This is a genomic window from Pseudomonas sp. AC136, assembly GCF_979258585.1.
Map to the genome: position 1 here is coordinate 1,454,682 of NZ_OZ409865.1, position 23,571 is coordinate 1,478,252.

Sequence of the window (23,571 nt, forward strand, 5' to 3'; positions counted from 1 at the left end):
TATCAGAGGCGCATGGCCGCTATAACAGCTTGCAATGGGCCTAGACCGCCGGCTGATCCATCGCCCGTAAACGGCTGTTGCGCGTGCAGGCCGCGGCCCAGACGGCCAGCACCGCCGCCACCACCAACATGCCGGCGCTCAGGCCGAAGGTGGCTTGATAGCCTTGAGCGTCAAACACCACACCACCGACCGTGGCGCCAAAGGTAATGGCCAACTGCACGATGGCGACCATCAGGCCGCCGCCCGCTTCGGCGTCGTCGGGCAGGGTTCTGGCCAACCAGGTCCACCAGGCCACCGGCGCCGAGGTGGCGACCAACCCCCACAGCGCCAGCAAGCCGGCGGTGAGCAGTTGCAAGTCGCCATACCCGGTGAGCACCAGGGCAATCACCGCCATCAGCAGCGGAATGATCACCAGCGTCGGGAACAGCGTGCGGTTGAGCAGCAACCCTATCAGCGCCGTGCCGATAAACCCGCACACACCTAGCACCAGCAGCATCAGCGACAACCCCGACGGGCCGACGTGGGTGACGCTTTCCAGAAACGGCCGCAGGTAGGTGAACAAGGTGAACTGGCCCATAAAAAACAGGCTCACCGCCAACAGCCCAGACAGCACTTCCCGCCGTTTCAGCACCGTCAGCAGCCCACGCGCATTGGCGCCTGCCAGGGGCAGCAAACGCGGCAGCGTCAGCCACTGCCACACGAATGTAATGGCAGCGAGTGGCACCACGGCGAAGAACGCGCCGCGCCAGCCGATGATCGCGCCGAGGTAACTGCCCACCGGCGCTGCCACCACTGAAGCCAGCGCGTTGCCGCCGTTAAGAATCGCCAGGGCGCGCGGCACGTTGGCCGGCGCTACCAGGCGAATCACGGTGGCGGCCGACATCGACCAGAAGCCGCCAATGGCGACGCCAATCAATGCGCGCCCGAGCATAAATATCGGGTAACTCGGCGCCACCGCCACCAAGGTGCCGGAGACCACCATCAGCAGCGTCAGCCACAGCAGCAACACGCGGCGGTCCATCTGCCGCGCCAGCTTGGCGATGCTCAAGCTGGTGATCACCGCAAACGCGCCGGACACCGCGATCGCCTGCCCCGCCTGGCCTTCGCTGATGTGCAAATCCGTGGCGATGGGCGTGAGCAAGCTCACCGGCAAAAACTCGGAGGCCACCAAGGCGAAGGCGGCCACCGACATTGCCAGCACGGCACTCCAGCCGTGCGCAGGGGGATGGGTGGCGGGGTTGTCGGCAACAGTCATTACTTGAGGTTCGCTCGGAAAAAGTCAGTGAGGGTGGCGAAAGGAATCAGCTCGACGCGGTCGTACAGATCCACATGCCCGGCGTTAGGAATGACCACCAATTGCTTGGGTTCGCCGGCCAGCTTGTACGCCGCTTCGCTGAACTCGCGGGAGTGCGCGTTGGCGCCAGTGATAAACAACATGGGGCGTGGCGAAATGGTCTCGATGTCGTTGAACGGGTAGAAGTTCATGAACTTGACGTTGCTGGTCAGCGTCGGATGCGTGGTCAATTCGGCCGGCTGGCCCGCCGGCGTGAATGCGCCGCGCGGGGTGCGGTAGAAGTCGTAGAACTCGCGTTCGATCGCGGTGGAATTGGCGTCGAGCTTGTGCACGGTGCCGCTGGTGTAGGCCTTGTCGCCGCCGGTGAATTCCACATAGCGATGCTCGGCCGCCTGGGCGATGGCGCGTTTGCGCTGTTCCAGGCTGAAGCCGTGGTTGAGGCCGTTCCGGTTGGCGGCGCCCATGTCGTACATGCTGACCGTGGCGATGGCTTTCATACGCGGGTCGATTTTCGCCGCGCTGATCACAAAGCTGCCGCTGCCACAAATGCCGATCACGCCGATGCGCTCTTTATCCACCAGGGCGTGGGTGCCGAGAAAATCCACGGCAGCGCTGAAGTCTTCGGCGTAAATATCGGGCGACACCGCATTACGTGGCTGCCCTTCGCTTTCGCCCCAGAAGGACAAATCCAACGACAAGGTGACGAAACCCTGCTCGGCCATTTTCGTGGCGTAGAGGTTGGCGCTCTGCTCCTTCACCGCGCCCATCGGGTGGCCGACGATGATCGCCGGATTCTTGCTGCCAGGCTTGATGCCCTTGGGCATAAACAGATTGCCGGCAACGCGCATCTGGTATTGGTTGTTGAACTGCACCTTCTGCACCGTGACGTTTTCGCTGGTGTAGAAGTTATTGGCACCGTTGGACATGTCGGCTCCCATGGCGGTAAACGAGCTGAGCAAAAGGCAGAGCAGAACGCTGAATCGATTCATCGGACGCACCTGTTGAAAGGAATGGGCAAGCACGCATTGCGGCGCCGGCTGTAGGCGTCGGTTCTACGAGGTGGCCATTGTGACGGCGCAGGCAGCTAATGATTAGCTGATGAATGCTTACTTGGGCTATAAGCTGAGCTGATGAATAACGGAGCCACTAATGGGCGAGAATTTCGTTGCCAGGGATCGCGACTGAAGTCGCTCCTACAGATTGGGCAACACCCGCGATCTCGTTGCGGAACACAGGGCGCGTACGGCGATGACTAAACACAATTTCAACGATCTGCTGGCCTTCGTGACGGTGGCGCGTGAGGGCAGTTTTACCCGGGCGGCGGCGCATTTAGGCGTCACGCAGCCGGCGATCAGTCAGGTGGTGTCGGCGTTGGAGGCGCGGTTGCAAATCCGCTTGCTGACCCGCACCACCCGCAGCGTTTCGCTCACGGCGGCGGGCGAACGGTTGCTGGAAGCCATCGGCCATCGTTTCGACGAAATCGAAGCCGAGCTGGATGCCCTCACCGAACTGCGCGACAAACCGGCAGGCACCGTGCGTATCTCCTGCGGCGACCACATCATCAAAACCACCCTGCTGCCCAAGCTGATGCCCGTGCTGCGTGAGTACCCGGATATCAAACTGGAGCTGGACGTGAACTACGGCTTTCGCGACATCGTCGCCGACCGCTTCGACGCCGGCGTGCGCTTCAGCGAAACGGTGGCGCAAGACATGATCGCCGTCGCCATCGGCCCGGACGTACGCATGGCGGCGGTGGCGTCGCCTGAATACTTCGCCGACAACCCGATCCCAAAAACCCCGCGCGACCTGGCCAATCACCGCTGCATCAACATTCGCTTTCCCACCTATGGCGGCGTCGATGCCTGGGAATTCGAGCGCCGTGGGCAGCCGGTAAAAGTGCGGGTCGACGGCCAACTGGTGTTCAACACCACCACCCACGTGGCCGACGCGGTGCTTGGCGGCATGGGCATTGCGTATTTGCCAGAGGAAGAATTCGAGCCTTACCTGAGCCAGGGCTTACTGCGCCGTGTGTTGGAAGACTGGTGTCCGCCGTTCTCGGGGTATCACTTGTACTACCCGTCACGCCGCCAGCCTTCGCCGGCGTTTTCGTTGATTCTGGATGCATTGCGGGTTGAGCGGCCGAAACGGAAATAGCCCGCGCGGGCAGCCGCCTCCCCCCTGTGGGAGCGGCTTCAGCCGCGAGATTTTGATCGTCCGCTTTTGACCTACCCCGCGTAATGAATACGTTCGCCGATCTACCGTGTACGGCTTGAAATACTGGATCCCGAGACGTCGGACCGCCGCGTTCGCGAGGATGACGGTGGTGGTTGAAAAGTCCTCCGTCATCCCCGCGCAGGCGGCGGTCCGACGACTCGGGATCCAGAGTTTCTCGTCTGGCTCAGTTTTTGAATTCTCATTCATTACCGCGTCGGCTGAACGTTTTGTGAACGGGTGCAGGGTAGATCACGAGCGATAGAGCAAAAACTCGCGGCTGAAGTCGCTCCTACAAAATCAATTCATCTACCGCGCCGTACTCGAACAATATCGGCCATCACGGCCAGGGCGATTTCGGCTGGTGTTTTGCTGCCCAGGTCCAAGCCAATCGGCATGTGTAGCCGGGCGATGTCGGCGTCGCTCAAACCACCAGAACGACGCAAGCGCTCAGCGCGTTTTTGTGAGGTTTGCAGCGAGCCCATCACGCCGATGTAAAACGCTGAGGTACGCACCGCTTCGATCATGGCCAGGTCGTCGATGCGTGGGTCGTGGGTGAGTGCGACGATGGCGGTGGCGCCGTGGCAACCGCCGGCGGCGATGAACGATGACGGCAGTTCCTTACGCACCTCAATGCCCGGCACCGTGAAGCCGGCCTGCGCCTCTTCGCGCGGGTCGCAGACGATCACTTCAAAGCCCAGCGTGCGGGCAAATTCGGCGCAGGCCACCGAGACCGGTGAGATGCCGGCAATGATCAGCCGGGCAGCCGGGCCAATGCGAATGTGGACTTGATGCTGGTCGGGCAGCTCGGTCACCCGCTTGCCCAATCCGTCATCAGCGAGCACCGTTGCCGCGCCGCTGCGCACGTCGATCTGGCGGATCACGTGGCGCTGGCCGAGCAGCGTGTCCAGCAGCGTTTCCAGTTGCTCGCGGGTAGCAATGGTTGGCGCCAGACGTTCCACCAGCACGTTGAGAATGCCGCCGCAGGGCAAGGCGATTCGCGCGCCTTGTGGGCCATCCGGGTCGCCGTAGCGCACGGTGCTGACGTCACGCTCGAACGCGCCGGCTTGCAGACGTTCGAGAAAATCTTCCTCTACACAGCCGCCCGACAGCGAGCCCACGTGCTGGCCATCGGCACGCGCGGCCAGCATGGAGCCGGGTTCCCGGGGCGATGAGCCGAAGGTGCTGAGCACGGTGCACAGCCACACCGTTTCGCCAGCGCTAGCCCAGGCCAGCGCCTGCTCGGCGACATGCACGTCGAGGTGCTGCATGGTCAACCGACCAACTGGTTGCCAATCGGCAGACGCCGGATGCGCTTGCCGGTCGCCGCCGCCAGCGCGTTGGCCACGGCCGGTGCCAGTGGCGGCAACGGAGGCTCGCCAATGCCGGTGGGCGCGGCGGCCGAAGGCACGATGTGCACTTCAACGACGGGCATGTCGTTGATGCGCAGCGGCGTGTAGTTGTGGAAGTTGCTCTGCTCGGCTTTGCCGTCGGTAAAGGTCACGGCTTCGCTCAGTGCCGCCGACAAGCCGTAGCCCACGCAGCCGTCCACTTGGGCGCGGACCACGTCCGGGTTGACGACAATGCCGCAGTCCACGGCGCACACCACGCGGTCGACTTTGAAGCGGCCGTTGCTTTGCACGGTCACTTCCGCCACCTCGGCGACAAACGAGCCAAAGGCTTCGTGCACCGCGACGCCACGACCACGGCGCTCGCCGTCTTTGCCGGGCGGCAGCGGTTTGTCCCAACCGGCTTTCTCGGCGGCCAGTTTCAGCACGCCGGCATGGCGCGGGTGTTTGTCGAGCATGCCCAGGCGCCAGGCGACGGGGTCTTGCGCCGAGGCCTGGGCCAATTCGTCGAGGAAGGTTTCGGTGGAAAACGCCGTGTGCGTGGAGCCCACTGCGCGCCACCACTGCACCGGTACGGGGATGTCGTCGGGGGTGTGCAGATCAACCAGCATGGCGTCGATGCTGTACGGCAGATTGGACGCGCCCTCGACGGAGGTGGGGTCGATGCCGTCTTTCATGCCGGCGCCGAAGGGAGAACCGGCGAGCACCGATTGGCCGACCAGACGATGCTGCCACGCCAGCAATTTGCCCTTGTCGTCCAGACCGGCACGCAGGGTGTGGTGAAACATGGGGCGATAGAGGCCAGCCTGCATGTCGTCTTCGCGCAGCCACACCATTTTCACCGGGGCGCGGGCGTTGATGGCTTTGACGATATGGGCGGTTTCCAGAATGTAATCGGCATTCTTGCTGGCGCGTCGGCCAAAGCTGCCGCCGGCGTACAGGGTGTTGATTTTGACTTGCTCGACCTTTAGCCCGAACAGCTCAGCCAGCACTTGCTGGTTATAGGTTTGCATCTGCGCGCCAAACCAGGCTTCGCACACGTCCTTGCCTACGCGAATCACGCAGTTCATCGGTTCCATGGCGGCGTGGGCCAGGTACGGGAAGTCGTACGCGGCCTCCAGCACTTGCTTGGATTGGGTCATGGCGGTGTCGGCATCGCCTTTCTTGAGGGCCACGGCGCCGGGTTTTTCGGCGAGCTTTTTGAAGCGCGCCTCCAGCTCGGCCGAACTGGATTTGAACGCGGCCGTCTCATCCCACTGCACCACCAGCGCGTCGCGCCCGCGCTTGGCGCTCCAGGTATCGCGCGCGAGCACGGCGACGCCGCTGGGAATCTGCACCACGTCGACCACGCCGGGCACCGCCAACGCCGGTTTGGCGTCGAAGGATTTCACCGTGGCGCCAAAGCGCGGCGGGTGGGCAACCACGGCGGTGAGCATGTCGGGCAGGTGAATGTCCTGGGTGTACTGCGCGGTGCCGTTGACCTTGGCGGCGGAGTCTTTGCGCGGTATCGCTTGGCCGATCAGCTTGAAGTCTTTCGGGTCTTTGAGCTGCACCTGCGCCGGCACTGGCTGTTCGGCGGCAGCGTTGGCCAACTCGCCAAAGGTGGCCGTTTTGCCGCTGGCGGCGTGGCTGACCACCCCATCGGCAACCGTGATGGCACTCGCCGGCACCTGCCAGCGCTGGGCAGCGGCTGCCACCAGCATGGCGCGCGCCGAGGCGCCGGCGTTGCGCAGTTGCTCCCACGAGTTGGCGATGGCGCTGCTGCCGCCGGTGCCTTGCGAGCCCCACTGCAAGTTGCTGTAGCGACTGGCATCGGCGGCGGCACTTTCGACCCGCACCTGCGACCACGCGGCGTCCAGTTCTTCAGCCACGATGGTCGCCAGACCGGTGTAGGCGCCCTGCCCCATTTCCAGGTGCTTGGCGTACACGGTGACGCTGTTGTCCTCGCCGATTCGCACAAACGCATTGGGCTCGAATGCCGGCGCGGCGGCCTGGCCTTCTGCGAGGGCGATCTGCGGTTTCATCGCCCAGGGAAAATACACCGCCAGGGTCAGCCCGGCAGCAGAGCCTTGCAGGAAGCGGCGACGGCTCTGGTTTTCTATCGAATGGCTCATGGCTGATCCCTCGCTTACGCCAGCGTCTTGGCGGCTTGGTGAATGGCAGCGCGGATGCGCACGTAGGTGGCGCAGCGGCATACGTTGCCGGCCATGGCCTGATCGATATCGGCATCGGTGGGCGCGCGGTTTTTCTCCAGCAACGCCACGGCGCTCATGATCTGGCCCGACTGGCAGTAACCGCACTGCACCACATCCAACTGTTGCCAGGCTTGTTGCACCGCCTTGCCCGTGCCGTTGTCGCCGATGTGTTCGATGGTTTGCACCGGCTTGCCCACCGCCGCCGACACCGGTGTTACGCAGGAACGAATGGCCTGCCCGTCGAGGTGCACGGTGCACGCGCCGCACATCGCCATGCCGCAGCCGAACTTGGTACCGGTGAGCTGCAAGGTGTCGCGCAGAACCCACAGCAGCGGCGTATCGGGGGCGACGTCGACACGCATTTCTTGGTTATTGACGGTGAGCGTGAGCATGAAATCCTCCGGCGCGAAGAACGCGGTGCGGCATGGTCGAGGGAATAGCTGGCGGCCAGTATGCGCGGCTGGGCACGCGGATCACTTGCCTGATCCACGCGCGCAATTGCCTGATTCAACGAAATTTCCAGACACAACCGTTGGGCTGCAAGCCCCGCGTTATAGGCGTATGCGACGGATGTCGCGCTGCGGTGGCGCGCCGAACAGGCGGCTGTATTCGCGGCTGAATTGCGACGAGCTTTCGTAGCCGACCATGGCCCCGGCGCTGTTGGCGTCCACGTTCTGGCTCAGCATCAATTGCCGCGCTTCCTGCAGGCGCAGCTGCTTTTGGTACTGCAGCGGGCTCATGCCGGTGACCGCGCGAAAGTGCTGGCGAAAGGTGGAAGGACTCATGTGCGCGCTCTGCGCCATGTCGTCGACGCGCAGGGTTTCGCGGAAGTTTTTCTTCAGCCAGGCCACGGTTTTAGCGATGTGCTGTTTGGGCGAGCCTGCCGCCACGATGTGCAGCAGCTGCGGGCCGTGAACACCGCTAAGCAAGCGCACGATGATTTCGCTTTGAATCAGCGGCGCCAGCGGGGCCAACAGCTCCGGGTTGTCGAGCAAGGCCACCAGGCGGATCAGGGCATCTACCACGTCGCTATCCAGAGCTTGCACGGTAATGGGCCGGAAGCGCTCGTCTTTCATGCGCGGGGCCAGGTTCAGGGTTTCCGCCACTTGCATCACCAGCGCGCGGTCGAACGTCAGCATCAACCCGAGGTACGGCTTGGCCGCACTGGCTTCGGTGACATGGGCCAGAACCGGCAGGTCGACGCTGGTGACAATCGATTCGCCCGGCCGGTAATGCAGCACCTCGTCGCCGACCATCACGCGCTTGGCGCCCTGCAATGCCAAGCCAATGCCCAGGCCGTACAGGCAATGCATGGGCTCGGTAACCGAGCGGCGGCGGAACAGGCTGAGGGCGGGATAGGCCGTTACCAGATCGTCATCGGCACGCAACAGCCGGGCCACGGCGTCCGCCAGTACGGCAACGTTGGGGTTCTCACCTGCAGGGGTTTTGACGGCATGTTTCACAGGCGACTCCTACGAATGGATCGCGGAAGTATGCGCACAGCGGTTGGCGGCTTCTTGCCTGATTTGTTTCGTTTCTTGCCCAATTTGACGAGAGTCGCCTGGGCCGGCCTTACTGCCGCGCTACAGCCTTCCCACTGCCCGCCACGCCGCCTCGGCCAATGGCTGGCGATAGGCGTCGGGACTTTGTTTGACCCGCGCCGAAAGCCAGGCGCGGCAGTAGTTTTCGGCCGGGCCGATGATGAGCGAGGGAATCAGCTCGCGCGGCAGATCGAGCAATTCTTCGCGGTGCGCGGCGTCGCTGAACCAGTCGCGCAATTGCGCGCTTCTGGCCAGGTTGGCCTCCTTGAGCTGTTCACTGAAAGCGCCCTGCGCCACGCTGTGGCGGGCCTGGTATTGAAAGCGCGCCCAGTCCGGCTCGCTCACTACCCAATCCAAATAACTGTGCACCAGCGCATGCACCCACGCCTGTGTGGAGGTGATACCAGCCAGATACGCATCTCTCAGCCGCGCCTGATCGTCGAGGGCAGCGAGGTACAGCGCCGCCACCAGCCCTTCCTTGTTACCGAAATGGTGATAGATCGAACCGACGCTGCTTTGGCTTTCGGCGCGCACGGTGTCGATGGTGGTGGCTTCAATACCCTGGGAGTTGAACAGCGCCAACGCCGTGCGCAGGATTTGCCGCTTGGTCTCGGCGCGACGCCCTGGGTAGCAACGCTCTAGCAGATCAACAGGTTCCATGGTCGCGTCCGGAAAAAGCGCGATGGTAAGACAAACGCACCGACCCGACGAGTGATTGACAGCGTCGAATTACCAGAATATCGTTCTAGAACAGAATTCTATTTCTGTGTTTATTTTCGCTTTCTTCACTCGTTAAAGGTCACCGTCCATGAGTCAAACACTCAGCATGTACCAAAGCGTTGGCGCCTCGGCGTTCAGTTCCATGGCCTGCCAAATGGCGCCGTACTTCAGCACCATCACCCCGGAAATTTCCGTGCTTGAACCCGGCCGTGGCGAAGTCAACGTGCCGTTTCGCAAGGAAATCACCAACCACCTCGCCTCCGTTCACGCCATCGCCCTGTGCAACGCAGCCGAACTGGCGGGCGGCATGATGACTGAAGTGTCGATTCCAGCCGGTGCGCGCTGGATTCCCAAAGGCATGACCGTCGAATACCTGGCCAAAGCCAAAACTTCGGTACGCGCCATCGCCGACGGCAGCGCCATTGACTGGCAAACCGGCGGCGACAAAGTAGTGCCGGTGGAGATCTTCGACGAAGGCGGCGTGAAGGTTTTTACGGCGCGCATCACCATGAACGTGAAGCTCGGTTAACCCGTAAAAAAGCCGCCTCATGTGGGCGGCTTTTCTATTTGCGTTACGACTTCGGCGCTTCGCACGCCTGGCCGGACAATTCCACCCGGCCAAACTGCGCACCTTCGTTAAGTGGCGTTATGGCGAGTAGCTGATCCAGACGAATCTCCCGCTCGCCCTGCTCGTCACGCACCCGCAGGAACTCTTCCTTGCTTGGCGCGGTGCGCGTATCTAGCGCAGTGGCCTGAAGTTCGCCGCCATCGACCAGCTCAATCCGCAACGGATAAGCGTGCATGCAGGCGATTTCGAGGTAGTCATACAGGTCGCAATTCATTGGCTGGTACTGGCTCATGCTGGTCTCCTGTCTGTGGGTATGTTCAACAGTTGATGCCCATTGTGGTGATGGGTTCGCACGCGGTGCCGACCGGTGCTGGCCTCCAAATCTATCGCGCCGCCGGAAAAAGCGCGCTTAGAGCCAACGCAATTATTAAAGTTCCCCTCTATTCATCGAAATATTGCTGCGCTTACACTCGCGAACCGCTGTGCGACCACGGAAGTTCGTTGACAGGTCGCTTTGTGACTTCGAATAAGAGAGCCCTCAATGCCCCTGTCCTTCCCAGCAACAACGTTGCGCATGTCTACACGCTTTGTCTTTGTTGGGGGGCTGCTGATGTTGGCGGGGTGCTCCACGCTGAATTTCGGCACCGCCGCGTTGACCGAAGACGAAGTGCGCAGCACCGTCGCCGCCGACAAGGCTGCCCTGGTGCGCGACGTTGAGCCGCTCATCGGCCCGCTCACCCTCGAAGGCGCCGTGGCGCGGGCCATCAAGTACAACGCCGAGCAGCGCTACCACGCGATGGAACAAGCGGTGGCGCAAGGCACGTTTGAAGTCGGCCAGTTCGACATGCTGCCCAAGCTCATCGCCTCCGCCGGCTACCGTGGCCGTGATAAAGAATTGATCTCGCGCAGCGAAGATTCGGTGACCGGCGAACCGTCCCTGGCTAACCCGTACATTTCCTCCAGCCGCGAAGCGATCACCACCGACGTCGGTATCTCGTGGAGCCTGCTGGACTTCGGCCAGAGCTATTACGCCGCCAAACAGAACGCCGACCGCGCGTTTATCGCTGGCGAGCGTCGCCGCAAGGCGCTGCATAACTTGATGGAAGAGGTGCGCGGCGCTTACTGGCGCGTGGTGGCAGCGCAGAAGCTGCTGCCGGTTTTGCGTACCACCATTGCCGATTCCGAGTTAGCACTTAAAGACGCCCAAGCCGCCGAAAACGAGAAAATCCGTTCGCCGCTCGAACCGCTGCGCTACCAGCGTCAGCTGCTGGAAAACCTGCGCCTGCTGGAGATGATTCAGCAAGAACTGTCGACCGCGCGCATCGAACTGGCGGCGCTGACCAACCTGCCGCTGGTCGCCGATTTCACCGTGGTCGAGCCGGCTAACGACAACAACGGCGCCTGGCTCAACCAACCGGTGGACCAGCTGGAACAATATGCCCTGCTGCGCAACCCGGACCTGCGCGAAGGTATTTATAACGGCCGCATCGCGCAGGAAGAAACGCGCCGCACCCTGCTCAAACTGTTCCCCGGCGTGTCGTTCAACTACAGCTACCGCACCAGCGATGACGACTACCTGATCAACCGCCACTGGACCGACGCAGGCGTGCAGATCTCGTACAACCTGATGGGTCTGCTGGCCGCACCGGCGCAAATGCGTCTGGCCGATGCCGGCGTCGCCCTGGCCGATCAGCGCCGCATGGCCACACAAATGGTGGTGCTGACCAAACTGCATATCGCCCGCCTGCAATACGCCAACGCCACTCGCCAACTGGCGCGCGCGGACGCCATTGCCTCGGTAGACGAGCGCATGTCTACGCAAATCAGCAACCAGGCTGAGGCCTCGAAGCTCACCCCGCTGGACCGCGTCTCGCAGCAAAGCGCGGCGGTGCTGTCGCAGCTGCGTCGTTACCAGGCGCTGTCCAACAGCCAGGCCGCGGCGTCGCGCTTGCAAGCTACATTGGGTCTAGAGCCGGTGGTTGAAGGCTCCGACAGCATGCCGCTGGCGCAGCTCACCGATGTGGTCGGCAGCGCCCTGCACACCTGGAACCAGGGCCAACTGCCGCCGGTGCAGGCTGCCCAATGAAAGCGGGTTGCACAGCGCTGACGCTGGTCGCCTTACTCGCAGCCGGCAGCGTGAATGCGGCTGAGTCGCCTCTGGACAACCGCGAGATTCGCGCCCAGCTCACGCCACAGCGCTACACCACGCTTTCGGCAGAAATCGGCGCGAAGATCACCCGTTTGCCGTTGGCTGAAGGGGCGTCGTTCAAGCAAGGGCAAACGCTGGTGCAGTTCGATTGCCTGCTCCAGCAAGCGCAGTTGAACAAGGCCGAGGCCGCGCAAATGGCCGCCGACGCCGGCTGGAAAGGCAACCAGAAACTGGCGGAGCTCAACTCGGTAGGCAACATCGAATTGAATGTATCCAAAGCCGAGGCGCTGAAAGCCAAGGCCGAGGTGGCAGCCAACCGCACGCTGCTCAGCAAATGCCAGATCACCGCGCCCTTCCCCGGTCGAATTGCCGAGCAGAAAGTGCGCGAGCAACAGTTCGTTCAGCCCGGCCAGGCGCTGTTGGAAATTCTCGATGACAGCACCCTGGAACTGGAATTCATCGTGCCCTCGCGCTGGCTGGCGTGGCTACGGCCCGGCGCCACGTTTGACGTGAACATCGATGAAACCGGCAAAACCTACCCGGCCAAGGTGCAGCGAATCGGCGCGAGGGTGGACGCGGTAACCCAGTCGATCAAACTCAGCGCGGTGATCGACGGCCGCTTTGACGAGTTGATGGCCGGCATGAGCGGCAACGTGGTGATGAACCCGCCGTCGCAATAAACAACAAAAGCGGCCCGAGCCGCCTTTACGTGATCAGCGTTGTTCCGAACAGCTGTCTCAGGAGTTAGCCATGAACCAGTCCATCGCGTCCCTGCTTCGTTCTGCCATGAACGCAACGGCCGGTCCACGCTTGCGGCGCAACTCGCAGCTGTTGTCTCTGGAACAACGCTTTATGTTCGACGGCGCCGCCGTGGCCGATGCGGCCCACGCCGCGCAAACCCCGGACGCTGCCGCCACCGCCGCACCCGCCTCGCCGCCAGCCGTCACCGTGCGTGAGGCGGAGCCGGCCAAAGACAACGGCAAGAAGGAAGTGGTGCTGGTCGACACCTCGCTCGCCAACTACAAAGCGCTGGAAGCGGGCGTGCGCGATGGCGTGGGCATTGTCGAATTCGACGGCAGCAAAGACGGCCTGGCGCAGATTGCCCAATGGGCCTCGACGCAGAACGGGCTGGACGCCATTCATATCCTTTCCCATGGCTCCGAAGGTGTGCTCAACCTGGGCACCGCGCACATCACCGAAGCGTCGCTGAGCGATGCGAGCACCAAAGCCGAACTCGCGCAGTTGGGTCAGGCATTGGGCAGTGAAGGCGATTTACTGCTGTACGGCTGCGACACCGGTGACAGCGCCGCGCTGCTTAATGGTCTGGCGCAAGCAACCGGGGCGGATGTGGCGGCATCGACTGACCTGACCGGCGCCGCCAAACTCGGTGGCGACTGGGCGCTGGAAGCCCATGTCGGTGATGTCGATTCACGGGAGTTGGCGCTGACGGATTACGACGGTGTGCTGGCAACGGTCTCGTTCACCTATGGCTCCGATGCGAACGACATCACCCCGGTGACGACCATCGTCAAGAACGTCAGCGGTCAGAACATAACCTTCGCCAGTGGCGAGATCTATGACTACAACGACGGCGCGGGCATTTATCCGCTGGCTGCGGATCACAACTCAGTCACGCTTACCATCACCATCGGTGCGGGCTATGTGTTCGACGTCAGTTCGTTCCTGGCCCAAGGCAGCGTTGGTTCGGTCCAGGTTACAGCCACATTCAACGACGGCACCGTCGCCAATTTCACCAAGACCGGCATTAACACCAACTTCATGCTGGAGCCAGTGAACTTCGGGACACAGCTCAACGACATAAAACAGCTTGTACTGACCTCGACGGACTACATGACGTTTCAGGACTTCGTCATCAATGATGTGAAGCTGGCCCCGCCAGTGGCTTCAGTAATTACGGCTGCGCTGTCGAATGACACCGCTGCCAATGGCACCACCAATACCGACTTCGTTACCAGCGTGGCTAGCCAGACCATCAGCGGCACACTCTCGGCAAACCTCGCAGTGGGCGAGAAAGTGCAAGTATCGTTCGACAACGGCAGCACATGGGCCGACGCCACTTCGTACACTCAGGGCAGCAGCAACTGGAGCACTTCCACCACGTTGGCAGGTTCGAACACTTTCCAGGCCCGGGTCACTGGCAGCAATGGCGCCAGCAGCACGGCTTACACGCACACCTACACCCTCGACACCACCCAGCCGACCACCTCGTTTGGCAACATCACGTTCTCCCCGGATACGGGCTCCTCGAACACTGACCTGATCACCAACACCGCTAGCCAAACCATTACCGCCACCCTCAGCGCAGCGCCAGCCGGCACGGATACCGTGTGGGCATCGACCGACAACGGCAACACCTGGACCGACGTCACCAGCAAGGTGAGCGGCGCTACGCTGACGTGGACGGGCGCCACGCTCGATAACACCAACCAGACTCTGCGTTTTCGTGTTACCGATCTGGCGGGTAACGACAGCGCCACCAGCATTCAGGCGTATAAGCTGGACACCACTGCTCCGACCACCGGCGTGTCGACCGTGACGTTTTCCCACGACACCGGTACGTCGGGCGGTGATTTCGTCACTAATGACCCTGCGCAGACCATCAGCGGCACGCTTTCAGCCAACCTGCAGGCCGGTGAAACGGTCTACGTATCAATCGACAATGGGGTTACATGGGCGGCTGCGACTTCGGTTGCCGGGCAAAGCACATGGACGATAAACAGCACGCTTACCACCAGCAGCACGTTAAAAATCAGGGTCAGCGACCCAGCCGGCAACTTCGGCCCGGTGCTATCTCAGGTCTATGTTTATGACGCCACCTTGCCCACCACCACGTTCAGCGGTGTGGCGTTGTCAGCAGATACAGGCGCCAGCGCCAGCGACTTCATTACCTTTCACTCCGCTCAGACCATCTCTGCCACATTGTCGAACCCACTGGCCGCCGGCGACGTTCTGTACGGTTCGCTGAATAACGGCAACAGCTGGGTAGATCTCACCAGTAAAGTGAGCGGCACGACGCTGACCTGGAACGGTGTAACGCTGGCGGGCAGCAACACGCTGCAGCTGAGGGTTACGGATAAAGCCGGCAACAATGGCCCGGTGAGCGCTCAGGCCTACGTGCTCGATACGTCTGCCCCTGCCACCCCACCAGCGCCCGCTCTGGCGGCGGCATCCGATAGCGGCGCGTCCGGCAGCGACCGCGTGACGGCCGACAATACGCCGACCCTTACCGGCACCGCCGAAAGTGGTAGCCGGGTCGATATCTACGACGGCGCTACCCTGCTTGGCACTGCAATAGCCACTGGTGGCAACTGGACTTACACCACAGGCGCATTGGCGAACGGCGGCCACACCTTTACCGCCGTTGCTGAAGACAGCGCTGGCAACCGGTCGACGACTTCGGCCGGGCTGACCGTCACCATCGATACCGCAGCGCCTGTAGTCGGCTCGGTGGCAGTGCCGGCCAATGGCACCTACTACACCGGTGGGGCCCTGGACTTCACAGTGAATTTTGACGAAGCAGTAACTGTCGACACCACCGGCGGCACCCCGCGTATTTCGCTGGTGGTCGGCGGCACCACGCGCTACGCCTCATACGTTTCAGGCTCCGGCACCAGCGCGCTGGTGTTCCGCTACACCGTGGTCAACGGCGACAGCGATGCCAACGGAATTGCACCTGGCGCATTCTCAAGCAACGGCGGCAGCATTCGCGATACAGCCGGGAACGACGCCACGACCACACTCAACAATGTAGGCAGCACAGCGGCGGTGCTGGTCGATGGCTCGCTACCCAGCGTAACCAATGTCAGCGCCAGCACCGCAGATGGCAACTATGGCGCTGGCCAGAGCATCACCCTGACGGTCGATTTTTCCGGCGCGGTGACGGTAGACACCAGCGGTGGCGCACCCACGCTGGCGCTCACCAGCGGCGGCACGGCTTCGTATACCGGCGGGTCGGGCAGCAGCACATTGACCTTCGTTTACATTGTTGGCGCCGGAGACAACAGCGATGACCTCGACGTCGCCAACACCAATGCCCTGTCGCTAAATGGCGCGACGATCAAAGATGCCGGGGGCAGCCAACTGAACGCCTCAGTGGTGCTGAATACGCCCGGCACGGCCGGCTCGCTGAGCGCAAATAAAGACCTGATCATCGACACCACGGCGCCGACCAATACCGTCAATACCGCGAAATTTTCCGCCGATACCGGCACTTCGGGCACCGACTTCATTACCAAAACAGCGGCGCAGACCATCAGTGGCACGTTGACTTCCAACCTGGCAGCTGGCGAGAACGTGTATGTCTCGCTCGACAATGGCAGCAGTTGGACACTGGCCACTATAAGCGTCGGCAGCAAAAACTGGTCGCTCGCGGGCCAGACGTTGACGGGCAGCAGCACCCTGATGGTCCGTGTCTCGGACGACGCCGGCAACAACGGCGGCGCCCTCGCTCAGGCCTATGTTCTCGATACCACCAACCCAACCACTACGTTCAGCGGTATCTCGTTTTCGGCTGATAACGGCGCCAGCGACAGCGACCTGATCACCAACGTCGCCGCGCAAACCATCAGCGCCACCCTGAGCAACGCGCCCGGTGCGGGTGACATTGTCTATGGCTCGCTGGATAACGGCGCCACCTGGGCCGACATCTCCAGCAAGGTGTCGGGCACTACGCTGACCTGGACGGGCGTAACACTAGCCGGCAGCGACACGCTGCGTTTTCGTGTGACCGATGCGGCGGGCAATAACGGCAACGCCAGCGCCGCAGCGTACGTGCTGGACACCACGGGCTCCAACACCTCCGTCGCAAGCGTGAACTTTTCGGCCGACTCCGGCACCTCGCAAAGTGACTTCATTACCCGCAACTCAGGCCAGAACATCAGCGGCACGTTGTCGGCCAACCTGGCGGCCGGCGAAAGCGTGCTGGTGTCGCTGGACAACGGCGCGACGTGGGCCACCGCGTCCGCCACCGTCGGCAGCAGCAGTTGGGTGCTCAACGGGCAAACGCTGGTCAGCTCCGACACCATGCAAGTCAAAGTGGTCGACATCGCCGGCAACGACGGCCCCGTGTTGTCGCAGTCGTATATCTACGACACCGCCGCCACCGTGCCGACCGTGGACCCGCTGACTACGCCGAGCGTGACGCCGGTGCTCACCGGCAATGCCAGCTTGGCGGCCGGAGAAACCCTGACCATCACTGTAGGCGGCGCGACGTACGACGTAACGCCGGTGGCAGGCGCCTGGAGCCTGGATTTAGCCACGGCCGTGCCGGTAAGCGGAGCGCTGACGTTAACGTTGAACCAACAATACAGCGTGACCGCCACCGTCATCGACCTGGCCGGCAACAGCGCCAGCGACACCACCACGGGTGAGCTGATTGTCGGCACGCTGGTGCCGCCGACCGTGCCGACCGCGCCTACCGAAGGCTTCCAAACTCCACCGGTTCGCCCTGAGCCGTTGCCGCCCATGGTTCAACCACCCTCGTTTCTGCCGCCGAGCGCCAGCGAACCTGTTGCCCCTTTGCCTCCGGCGTTCGACACCGGTGCCAGCAACCCATGGCAGTCGCCCAGCCTGTTTGGCGATGCGCTGTCGGGGAGCGCCGAAATCGACGGCGGTATGGCTGAGCTGATGAGCCCAGGCGCCGGCCTGGTGTTCATGGGCGGCCGAGACGGTGTGGGCAGCCGTGCGCCGCTCACCGATCTGGTGGTGCAAAGCGGAGATCGCGTGAGCCTGCAGGTAAACGCCGAGTCGTTTATGCAAAGCCAGCCGGGCCAGACCATACGCTTGACCGCCGAGATGGCCGATGGTCGTCCGTTGCCAGGCTGGCTGAAATTCAACTCCCGTGATGGTCGCTTTGAAGGCAAGGCGCCGGCTGATTTCAGCGGCAAACTCACCGTGCGCGTAATCGCCCGCGACGGCCTGGGCCATGAGGCGATACAGGAGTTCGACATCGTTATTGCGCGGCCGGATCAGGCACAGACCGCGGTGCCGGCAGCCGCAGAGTTGGCCGGCCGCAGCAGCCTTACCCAGCAACTGCGTGACGCTCGCAGCCACGGCGCCAACCGCCTCGCCGGGCTCGCCGCCGCAGCGGATGGTCGGCGCACATGAATGAAGCGGTAACCGCGCCCGCCAACCCGCTACTGACATTGATCGAACTGGGGCAACGGGCGCGCGCGGCAGCCACTACCGCCGAGCTGGGCTTTGTGCTGGTAAACGACACCCGCGCCCTGCTCGCTTACCGCCAGGCCGCGTTATGGCTGAGCGATGGCGGCGTGCGCGCGCTGTCGGGTGTGGTGTCGGTGGACGGCAACGTACCGTATGCACAGTGGCTACAACGGCTCGGCCGGCATCTTTCGAGCACACACACCAGCGACGCGCCGCTGGCCATCGACATCAGCGCGCTACCCGCCGAGATCAGCGCCGAATGGGCCGAATGGCTGCCCGCTTATGCCACCTGGTTGCCGCTGCCCGCCGTAGACGGTGGCGTGCTGCTAGGCGCCGAGCACCCCCTGGCGCCGGAGCTGAATCCGTTACTCAGCGAATGGCGCGACATCTGGCAACACGCGTGGCTGGCCTTGCAACGTCCGGCGCGCTGGACGCCGTGGGCCAAACGTACAGGCAGCGGCTTGCGTTGGCGCCGTTATGCCATCGGCGTGGGCATCCTGCTTGGGGTGCTGTGTTTTCCGGTGCGGCTCACGGTGCTGGCCCAAGGCGAACTGGTGCCGGCCAACCCGGCCACTATTCGCGCACCGCTGGACGGCGTGATCGCCGATTTCAGCGTACGCCCGAACCAGAGCGTCAACCCCGGCGAAGTACTGTTCACCTTCGATCAGGCGCCGCTGGATAGCCGCCTGGCAGTGGCACGCGAAGCGCTGACCACCGCACGCGCCGAGTACCGGCAGGCCAGCCAGATGATGCTCAATGACCCGCAAGCGCGCGCGCAGATTTCCACGCTGCTGGGCAAGATCGCTGAGAAAGAAGCGCAAGCCACGTTCCTTCAGGGCCAGTCCGAACGCTCCCGCGTGCTCGCCCCGAGCGCCGGCATCGTACTGCTCGACGACCCCAGCGAATGGATCGGCCGCCCGGTGCAAACCGGCGAGAAAATACTGCAAGTGGCCGCCGCCAATGAAGTGGAAATCGAAGCCTGGATTCCCATCGGCGACGCCATTCCGTTGGCCGACCGGGCGCCTTTACAGTTGTACCTGGCCGCCTCGCCGCTCACCTCGCTTGAGGGCACCATTCGCTACATGAGCCACCGTGCCACGGCACGCCCAGACGGCAGTTTCGCCTACCGCGTGCGCGCCACGCTGGTGACCCCGTCGGATCAACGCATCGGCTTGAAAGGCACGGTAAAGCTCTACGGCGACCAGGTGCCGCTGGCCTACTGGGTGCTGCGTCGGCCACTGGCTGCCGTGCGCCAGTTTCTGGCGATCTGAGGCGCAGGGCATGGCCGCAACACTCCCCATTCTGCGCGACGAACTGACCATCGAACCCGGCCCACGGCTGAGCGATGGGCAACCGAGCTGGACGCTACACGACCCGGCCCGCAACCTGTTTTTCCAGATCGACTGGCCCAACTTTGAAATGCTCAGCCGCTGGCACCTGGGCCAGCCTGGCGCCATCGTCGAACAGGTCAATCGCGACACCACGCTGGAGCTTGATCTGCCCGCCTTCGACGAGCTGCAAACGTTCCTGCGCGATCAGCACCTGCTGCAGCCTTCTCTCGGCGCGGCGCCCGCCTTCGCCGCCAGCCTGGCCAAACAGCGCGGCAGTTGGAGTGAATGGTTGCTGCACAACTACCTGTTCTTCCGTATTCCGCTGGTGCGCCCCGACCGTTTTCTTCGCCGCGCCAAGCCTTGCGTGGGGTTTGCCTTCACGCCGGTGTTCTGGTGGTTAACGCTGCTGGCCGCTGTAATCGGTGGCATGTCGGCGTACCGCGAAAGCGAGCGTTTCGTCGCCACCCTTATGGACACGCTCACCTGGCAAGGCATGGCCGCCTATGGCGCGGCGCTGTTCTTCGCCAAAACCTGTCACGAGCTGGGCCACGCGTTCACTGCCAAGCACTACGGTTGCCGCGTGCCGACCATGGGCCTGGCGTTTCTGGTGATGTGGCCGGTGGCATACACCGACACCAATGATGTGTGGCGCCTGCCCCGCCGCGAGCAACGACTGGCCGTAGCCGGCGCTGGCATTCTCACCGAGCTGGCAATTGCCGCTTGGGCCACGCTGGCGTGGGCCTGGTTGCCCGAAGGTGGACCCAAGCAGATCGCGTTTCTGCTCTCGACCACCACATGGGTGTCGACGCTGATTATCAACGGCAGCCCGTTTATGCGCTTCGACGGTTACTTTCTGCTGTCCGACTACCTCGGCATCCCCAACCTGCACAGCCGCGCGTTTGCCCTGGCGCGCTGGGATTTGCGCGAACGCCTGTTCAACGTTCAAGAACCGCCGCCGGAATATTTTTCGCCGCGTCGGCACAAGGGACTCGTGATCTTTGCCTGGGCAGTGTGGATTTACCGCCTGGTGCTGTTTCTCGGCATCGCCGCGCTGGTCTATCACTTCTTTATCAAGGCCGTGGGCATCTTCTTGTTTATCGTCGAAATCAGCTGGTTTATCGCCATGCCGCTGTGGCGTGAAATCAAGGAATGGCGCAGCCGCTGGCCGACGATTCGACAGCACGGGCGGGTGCGGTTATCGGCATTGCTGATGCTGTTGCTGATTGGCTTGGTATTTATTCCCTGGCCCAATCGCGTACTCACCAGCGGCCTGCTGCAACCGCAACAGCACATGGGCTTGTACGCGCCCGCCAACGCGGTGGTCAGTGAAATTCCCGTCGCCAACGGCCAAGCCGTGGCGGCTGAACAACCGCTGCTCAGCCTGGCCTCGCCTGAACTGCAACTGCGCGCCAAGGAAGCCGGCGCCCGGCAAGACGCCTTGAGCTGGCAATCCGGCGCAGCGGCGTTTGACAACAAAACCCGCAAAGACTGGTTGCTGTTGCAAGACCAACTGGCCCATGCCAACGCCGAGCAGGCCACGGTGGGCGCCGACTTGCAACGCTATCAACCCGTCGCGCCTTACCCTGGCCGCTTCGTGGACATTGACCCGGACCTGCGCCAGGGCGACTGGCTGAAAATCCAGGAACCGCTAGGCGAACTGATCGGCGACGGCCCCTGGCAGGTGGTGACCTATGTCGACGAAGACGAAATCCGCCGCTTGCAGATTGGCGATCGCGCGCTGTTTATTGCCGACGGTATGGGCGGGCCAAACGTAAAAGCGCACGTCGCCAGCATCGACCACAACGCCAGCCGCACGCTCGGCGAAGCGGCGCTGTCGACCACCTCTGGCGGGCATATTCTGGTGCGCGAAAAAGCCGGCATTCTGTATCCCGAGCACGCCGTGTACCGCGTGGTGCTCGCCCTCGATACCGCCGTTCCCGCCACCAGCCTGCTGGTACGCGGCCGCGTGGCGATTGCGGGGAATTGGGAATCGCCGATTTCGCGCTTCTTGCGTACAGCCGGTGCGGTGGCCTGGCGCGAAGCCGGGTTCTGACTACGGCGGCCCGGCTCAGGCGGTGCTTTTGACAAAGTCAATAAACGCCCGCAACGGCGAAGGCAAATAACGCCGACCCGGGTAATACAGAAACGGGCCGGAGAACGATTGCCACCAGGGTTTCAGCACCGGCACCAGCGCGCCGCTTTCAAAATGCGGGCGCAGCCAGTCTTCGAACAGGTAAATCACGCCCAAGCCATCGACAGCCGTTTGCACAGCCAGGTCGACGGCGCCGCCGATGCGCACGATCAATGGGCCGCTGGGGTCCACGCTGATGATTACGCCCTTGCGCTCGTAGTCCCACAACGGCATGGCGCCGCTGGGGAATTTGCCGCGTATGCAGGCGTGTTGCAGCAGGTCGCGCGGATGTTTGGGCGTGCCGTGGGCGGCCAGGTAAGCGGGTGACGCGGCCGTGGCGAAACGTTGAATGCGCGGGCCGATGGGCACGGCGATCATGTCTTGCTCGAGGCGATCGTCGTAGCGAATGCCGGCATCGCAACCGGCAGCCAGCACGTCGACGAAGCTTTCTTCGGCGATGATTTCCAGGCGGATGTCCGGGTGCGCTTGCAGAAACGGCGTGATGATCGCGGGCAGCACCAGCCGCGCGGCGCTAAGCGGCACGTTGAGTTTCAGCGTGCCGGAGGGCCGGTCGCGGAAGTCGTTGACTACGTCCAGCGCCGACTCCACTTCGCTCAGCGCCGGCACGATGCGCTCCATCAAGCGCGTGCCCGCTTCGGTGGGCACCACGCTGCGGGTGGTGCGGTTGAGCAGGCGCACGCCGAGGTCCGCTTCCACTCGGCGCACGGCTTCGCTGAGGTTGGAAGCCGATTTGCCGCTTAACCGCGCGCCTTCGCGAAAGCCGCCCGCGTTGACCACGGTGACAAAGGCCAGCAGGTCTTGCATGTCTGTTTGCATTGTTCGCCACTCCGCACAACCCGTGCCGATTGCAGCGCATTATCAGCACAATGGTCAATGCCTATAGTGGCCGCCTCCCCCACCGAAACGAGGCCGTACCCATGAGCAACGCCAGCACTTTTCTACTCGGCGACCGCCGCGTTAACCGCATGGGCTACGGCGCCATGCAATTGGCTGGTCCGCAGGTGTTCGGCCCGCCGAAAGACCGCGCCGCCGCCCTCGCCGTGCTGCGCGCTGCCGTCGCCGCCGGGGTGAACCATATCGACACCTCGGACTTCTACGGCCCGCACGTGACCAACGAACTCATTCGCGAAGCCTTAGCGCCTTATGGCGACGAGCTTGTGATCGTCACCAAAGTTGGCGCAGTACGTGGCGCTGACGCCTCATGGAACCCGGCGCACAGCCCGGCCGAGCTGAAAAGCGCGGTGCACGACAACCTGCGCAACCTGGGCGTTGAGGTGCTGGACGTGGTGAATTACCGCGCCTGGGGCAACATGCATGCACCGGACGAGGCGTCTATCGAAGAAGGCTTCAGCACGCTCGCCGAACTGCAACAGCAAGGGCTGATTCGCCATTTGGGCCTGAGCAATGTGTCGGCCGTGCAGGTGCGACAGGCGCAGGCCATTGCGCCGGTGGTGTGTGTGCAAAATCACTACAACCTTTGCCATCGCCACGATGAACAGTTGATTGCCGACCTGGCGCAACAGGGCATCGCCTATGTGCCGTTTTTCCCGCTGGGTGGGTTTACGCCGTTGCAGTCCGACACTTTGTCCAGCGTGGCCGCCAGCTTGGGCGCATCGCCAATGCGGGTGGCGTTGGCGTGGCTGCTGCAACGCTCGCCGAACCTGTTGCTGATTCCGGGCACCTCGTCGGTCAAGCACTTGCAGGAAAACCTCAGCGCCGCCGAACTTGTGCTGCCGGCCGAGGTGATCGCCGCGCTGGACGGGTTGGTCTGACGCCCGCCGCAACCGCTCATAGCCACTAAAGCCCCGCCCGGCAGAGATACTTTGCAACGACTAGGCACTTGAGCCGGTTGCATCGCCTGTTAAATTGTCGCGGCGA

Annotated in this window: 17 protein-coding genes; 8 read left to right on the forward strand and 9 right to left on the reverse strand. The window is 62.9% G+C overall.

Features of this window, described 5'->3' with window-relative positions:
• Positions 1-40 precede the first annotated feature (40 nt).
• Positions 41-1,255, reverse strand: coding sequence for an MFS transporter (locus ACZZZU_RS06485; protein WP_463550117.1), 1,215 nt, complete (start codon positions 1,253-1,255; stop codon positions 41-43).
• The gene (locus ACZZZU_RS06490; protein WP_463550118.1) at positions 1,255-2,283 is read right to left on the reverse strand and encodes an alpha/beta hydrolase; all 1,029 of its coding nucleotides are present in this window, start codon (positions 2,281-2,283) and stop codon (positions 1,255-1,257) included. The genes ACZZZU_RS06485 and ACZZZU_RS06490 overlap by 1 nt, the downstream gene beginning before the upstream one ends.
• 259 nt (positions 2,284-2,542) lie before the next feature.
• Between ACZZZU_RS06490 and ACZZZU_RS06495 the strand changes: the two genes are divergently transcribed.
• Positions 2,543-3,448, forward strand: coding sequence for a LysR family transcriptional regulator (locus ACZZZU_RS06495; RefSeq protein WP_463550119.1), 906 nt, complete (start codon positions 2,543-2,545; stop codon positions 3,446-3,448).
• A 362-nt stretch (positions 3,449-3,810) separates the two neighbouring features.
• Here ACZZZU_RS06495 and ACZZZU_RS06500 read toward each other — a convergent pair whose 3' ends face one another.
• From ACZZZU_RS06500 to ACZZZU_RS06520, 5 genes are all read right to left on the reverse strand, one after another.
• The gene (locus ACZZZU_RS06500; RefSeq protein WP_463550120.1) at positions 3,811-4,776 is read right to left on the reverse strand and encodes an XdhC family protein; all 966 of its coding nucleotides are present in this window, start codon (positions 4,774-4,776) and stop codon (positions 3,811-3,813) included.
• Between the two features lie 2 nt (positions 4,777-4,778).
• Positions 4,779-6,968: a xanthine dehydrogenase family protein molybdopterin-binding subunit gene (locus ACZZZU_RS06505; protein ID WP_463550121.1), complete on the reverse strand. Its 2,190-nt coding sequence runs from the start codon at positions 6,966-6,968 to the stop codon at positions 4,779-4,781.
• Positions 6,969-6,982: 14 nt separating this feature from the next.
• A complete protein-coding gene (locus tag ACZZZU_RS06510; protein WP_463550122.1) occupies positions 6,983-7,441 on the reverse strand; it encodes a (2Fe-2S)-binding protein in 459 nt (152 codons plus the stop codon).
• A 159-nt stretch (positions 7,442-7,600) separates the two neighbouring features.
• Positions 7,601-8,461: an AraC family transcriptional regulator gene (locus ACZZZU_RS06515; RefSeq protein WP_463552113.1), complete on the reverse strand. Its 861-nt coding sequence runs from the start codon at positions 8,459-8,461 to the stop codon at positions 7,601-7,603.
• A gap of 171 nt (positions 8,462-8,632) precedes the next feature.
• On the reverse strand, positions 8,633-9,250 hold the full coding sequence (locus ACZZZU_RS06520) for a TetR/AcrR family transcriptional regulator (RefSeq protein WP_463550123.1): 618 nt from the start codon (positions 9,248-9,250) through the stop codon (positions 8,633-8,635).
• Between the two features lie 148 nt (positions 9,251-9,398).
• Here ACZZZU_RS06520 and ACZZZU_RS06525 point away from each other — a divergent pair, with 148 nt between their 5' ends.
• Positions 9,399-9,839: a hotdog fold domain-containing protein gene (locus tag ACZZZU_RS06525; protein WP_463383326.1), complete on the forward strand. Its 441-nt coding sequence runs from the start codon at positions 9,399-9,401 to the stop codon at positions 9,837-9,839.
• Positions 9,840-9,882: 43 nt separating this feature from the next.
• Here the strand turns inward: ACZZZU_RS06525 and ACZZZU_RS06530 are convergent, their stop codons facing one another.
• Positions 9,883-10,170 (reverse strand): Rho-binding antiterminator, encoded by a 288-nt coding sequence (locus ACZZZU_RS06530; RefSeq protein ID WP_463383327.1) that lies wholly within the window; start codon positions 10,168-10,170, stop codon positions 9,883-9,885.
• A gap of 282 nt (positions 10,171-10,452) precedes the next feature.
• Here ACZZZU_RS06530 and ACZZZU_RS06535 point away from each other — a divergent pair, with 282 nt between their 5' ends.
• The 5 genes from ACZZZU_RS06535 (at position 10,453) to ACZZZU_RS06555 (ending at position 21,594) form a co-directional block, all read left to right on the forward strand.
• Entirely contained in the window at positions 10,453-11,964 is a 1,512-nt protein-coding gene (locus tag ACZZZU_RS06535; protein ID WP_463383328.1) for a TolC family protein, read from the forward strand.
• Positions 11,961-12,707: an efflux RND transporter periplasmic adaptor subunit gene (locus ACZZZU_RS06540; RefSeq protein ID WP_463383329.1), complete on the forward strand. Its 747-nt coding sequence runs from the start codon at positions 11,961-11,963 to the stop codon at positions 12,705-12,707. Before ACZZZU_RS06535 ends, ACZZZU_RS06540 begins: the two co-directional genes overlap by 4 nt.
• A 70-nt stretch (positions 12,708-12,777) precedes the next feature.
• The gene (locus ACZZZU_RS06545; RefSeq protein WP_463550124.1) at positions 12,778-18,153 is read left to right on the forward strand and encodes an Ig-like domain-containing protein; all 5,376 of its coding nucleotides are present in this window, start codon (positions 12,778-12,780) and stop codon (positions 18,151-18,153) included.
• Positions 18,150-19,481 carry an efflux RND transporter periplasmic adaptor subunit gene (locus tag ACZZZU_RS06550; protein ID WP_463550125.1) on the forward strand — a complete coding sequence of 444 codons (1,332 nt, stop codon included), beginning with the start codon at positions 18,150-18,152 and terminating at the stop codon, positions 19,479-19,481. The genes ACZZZU_RS06545 and ACZZZU_RS06550 overlap by 4 nt, the downstream gene beginning before the upstream one ends.
• 10 nt (positions 19,482-19,491) lie before the next feature.
• On the forward strand, positions 19,492-21,594 hold the full coding sequence (locus tag ACZZZU_RS06555) for an efflux RND transporter periplasmic adaptor subunit (protein WP_463550126.1): 2,103 nt from the start codon (positions 19,492-19,494) through the stop codon (positions 21,592-21,594).
• Between the two features lie 15 nt (positions 21,595-21,609).
• On the opposite strand, the gene ACZZZU_RS06560 is transcribed toward ACZZZU_RS06555, so the two are convergent.
• Complete coding sequence (locus ACZZZU_RS06560) at positions 21,610-22,509, reverse strand: LysR family transcriptional regulator (RefSeq protein WP_463550127.1); 900 nt, start codon at positions 22,507-22,509, stop codon at positions 21,610-21,612.
• 101 nt (positions 22,510-22,610) lie between these two features.
• Here ACZZZU_RS06560 and ACZZZU_RS06565 point away from each other — a divergent pair, with 101 nt between their 5' ends.
• Positions 22,611-23,465: an aldo/keto reductase family oxidoreductase gene (locus ACZZZU_RS06565; protein WP_463550128.1), complete on the forward strand. Its 855-nt coding sequence runs from the start codon at positions 22,611-22,613 to the stop codon at positions 23,463-23,465.
• Positions 23,466-23,571 lie beyond the last annotated feature (106 nt).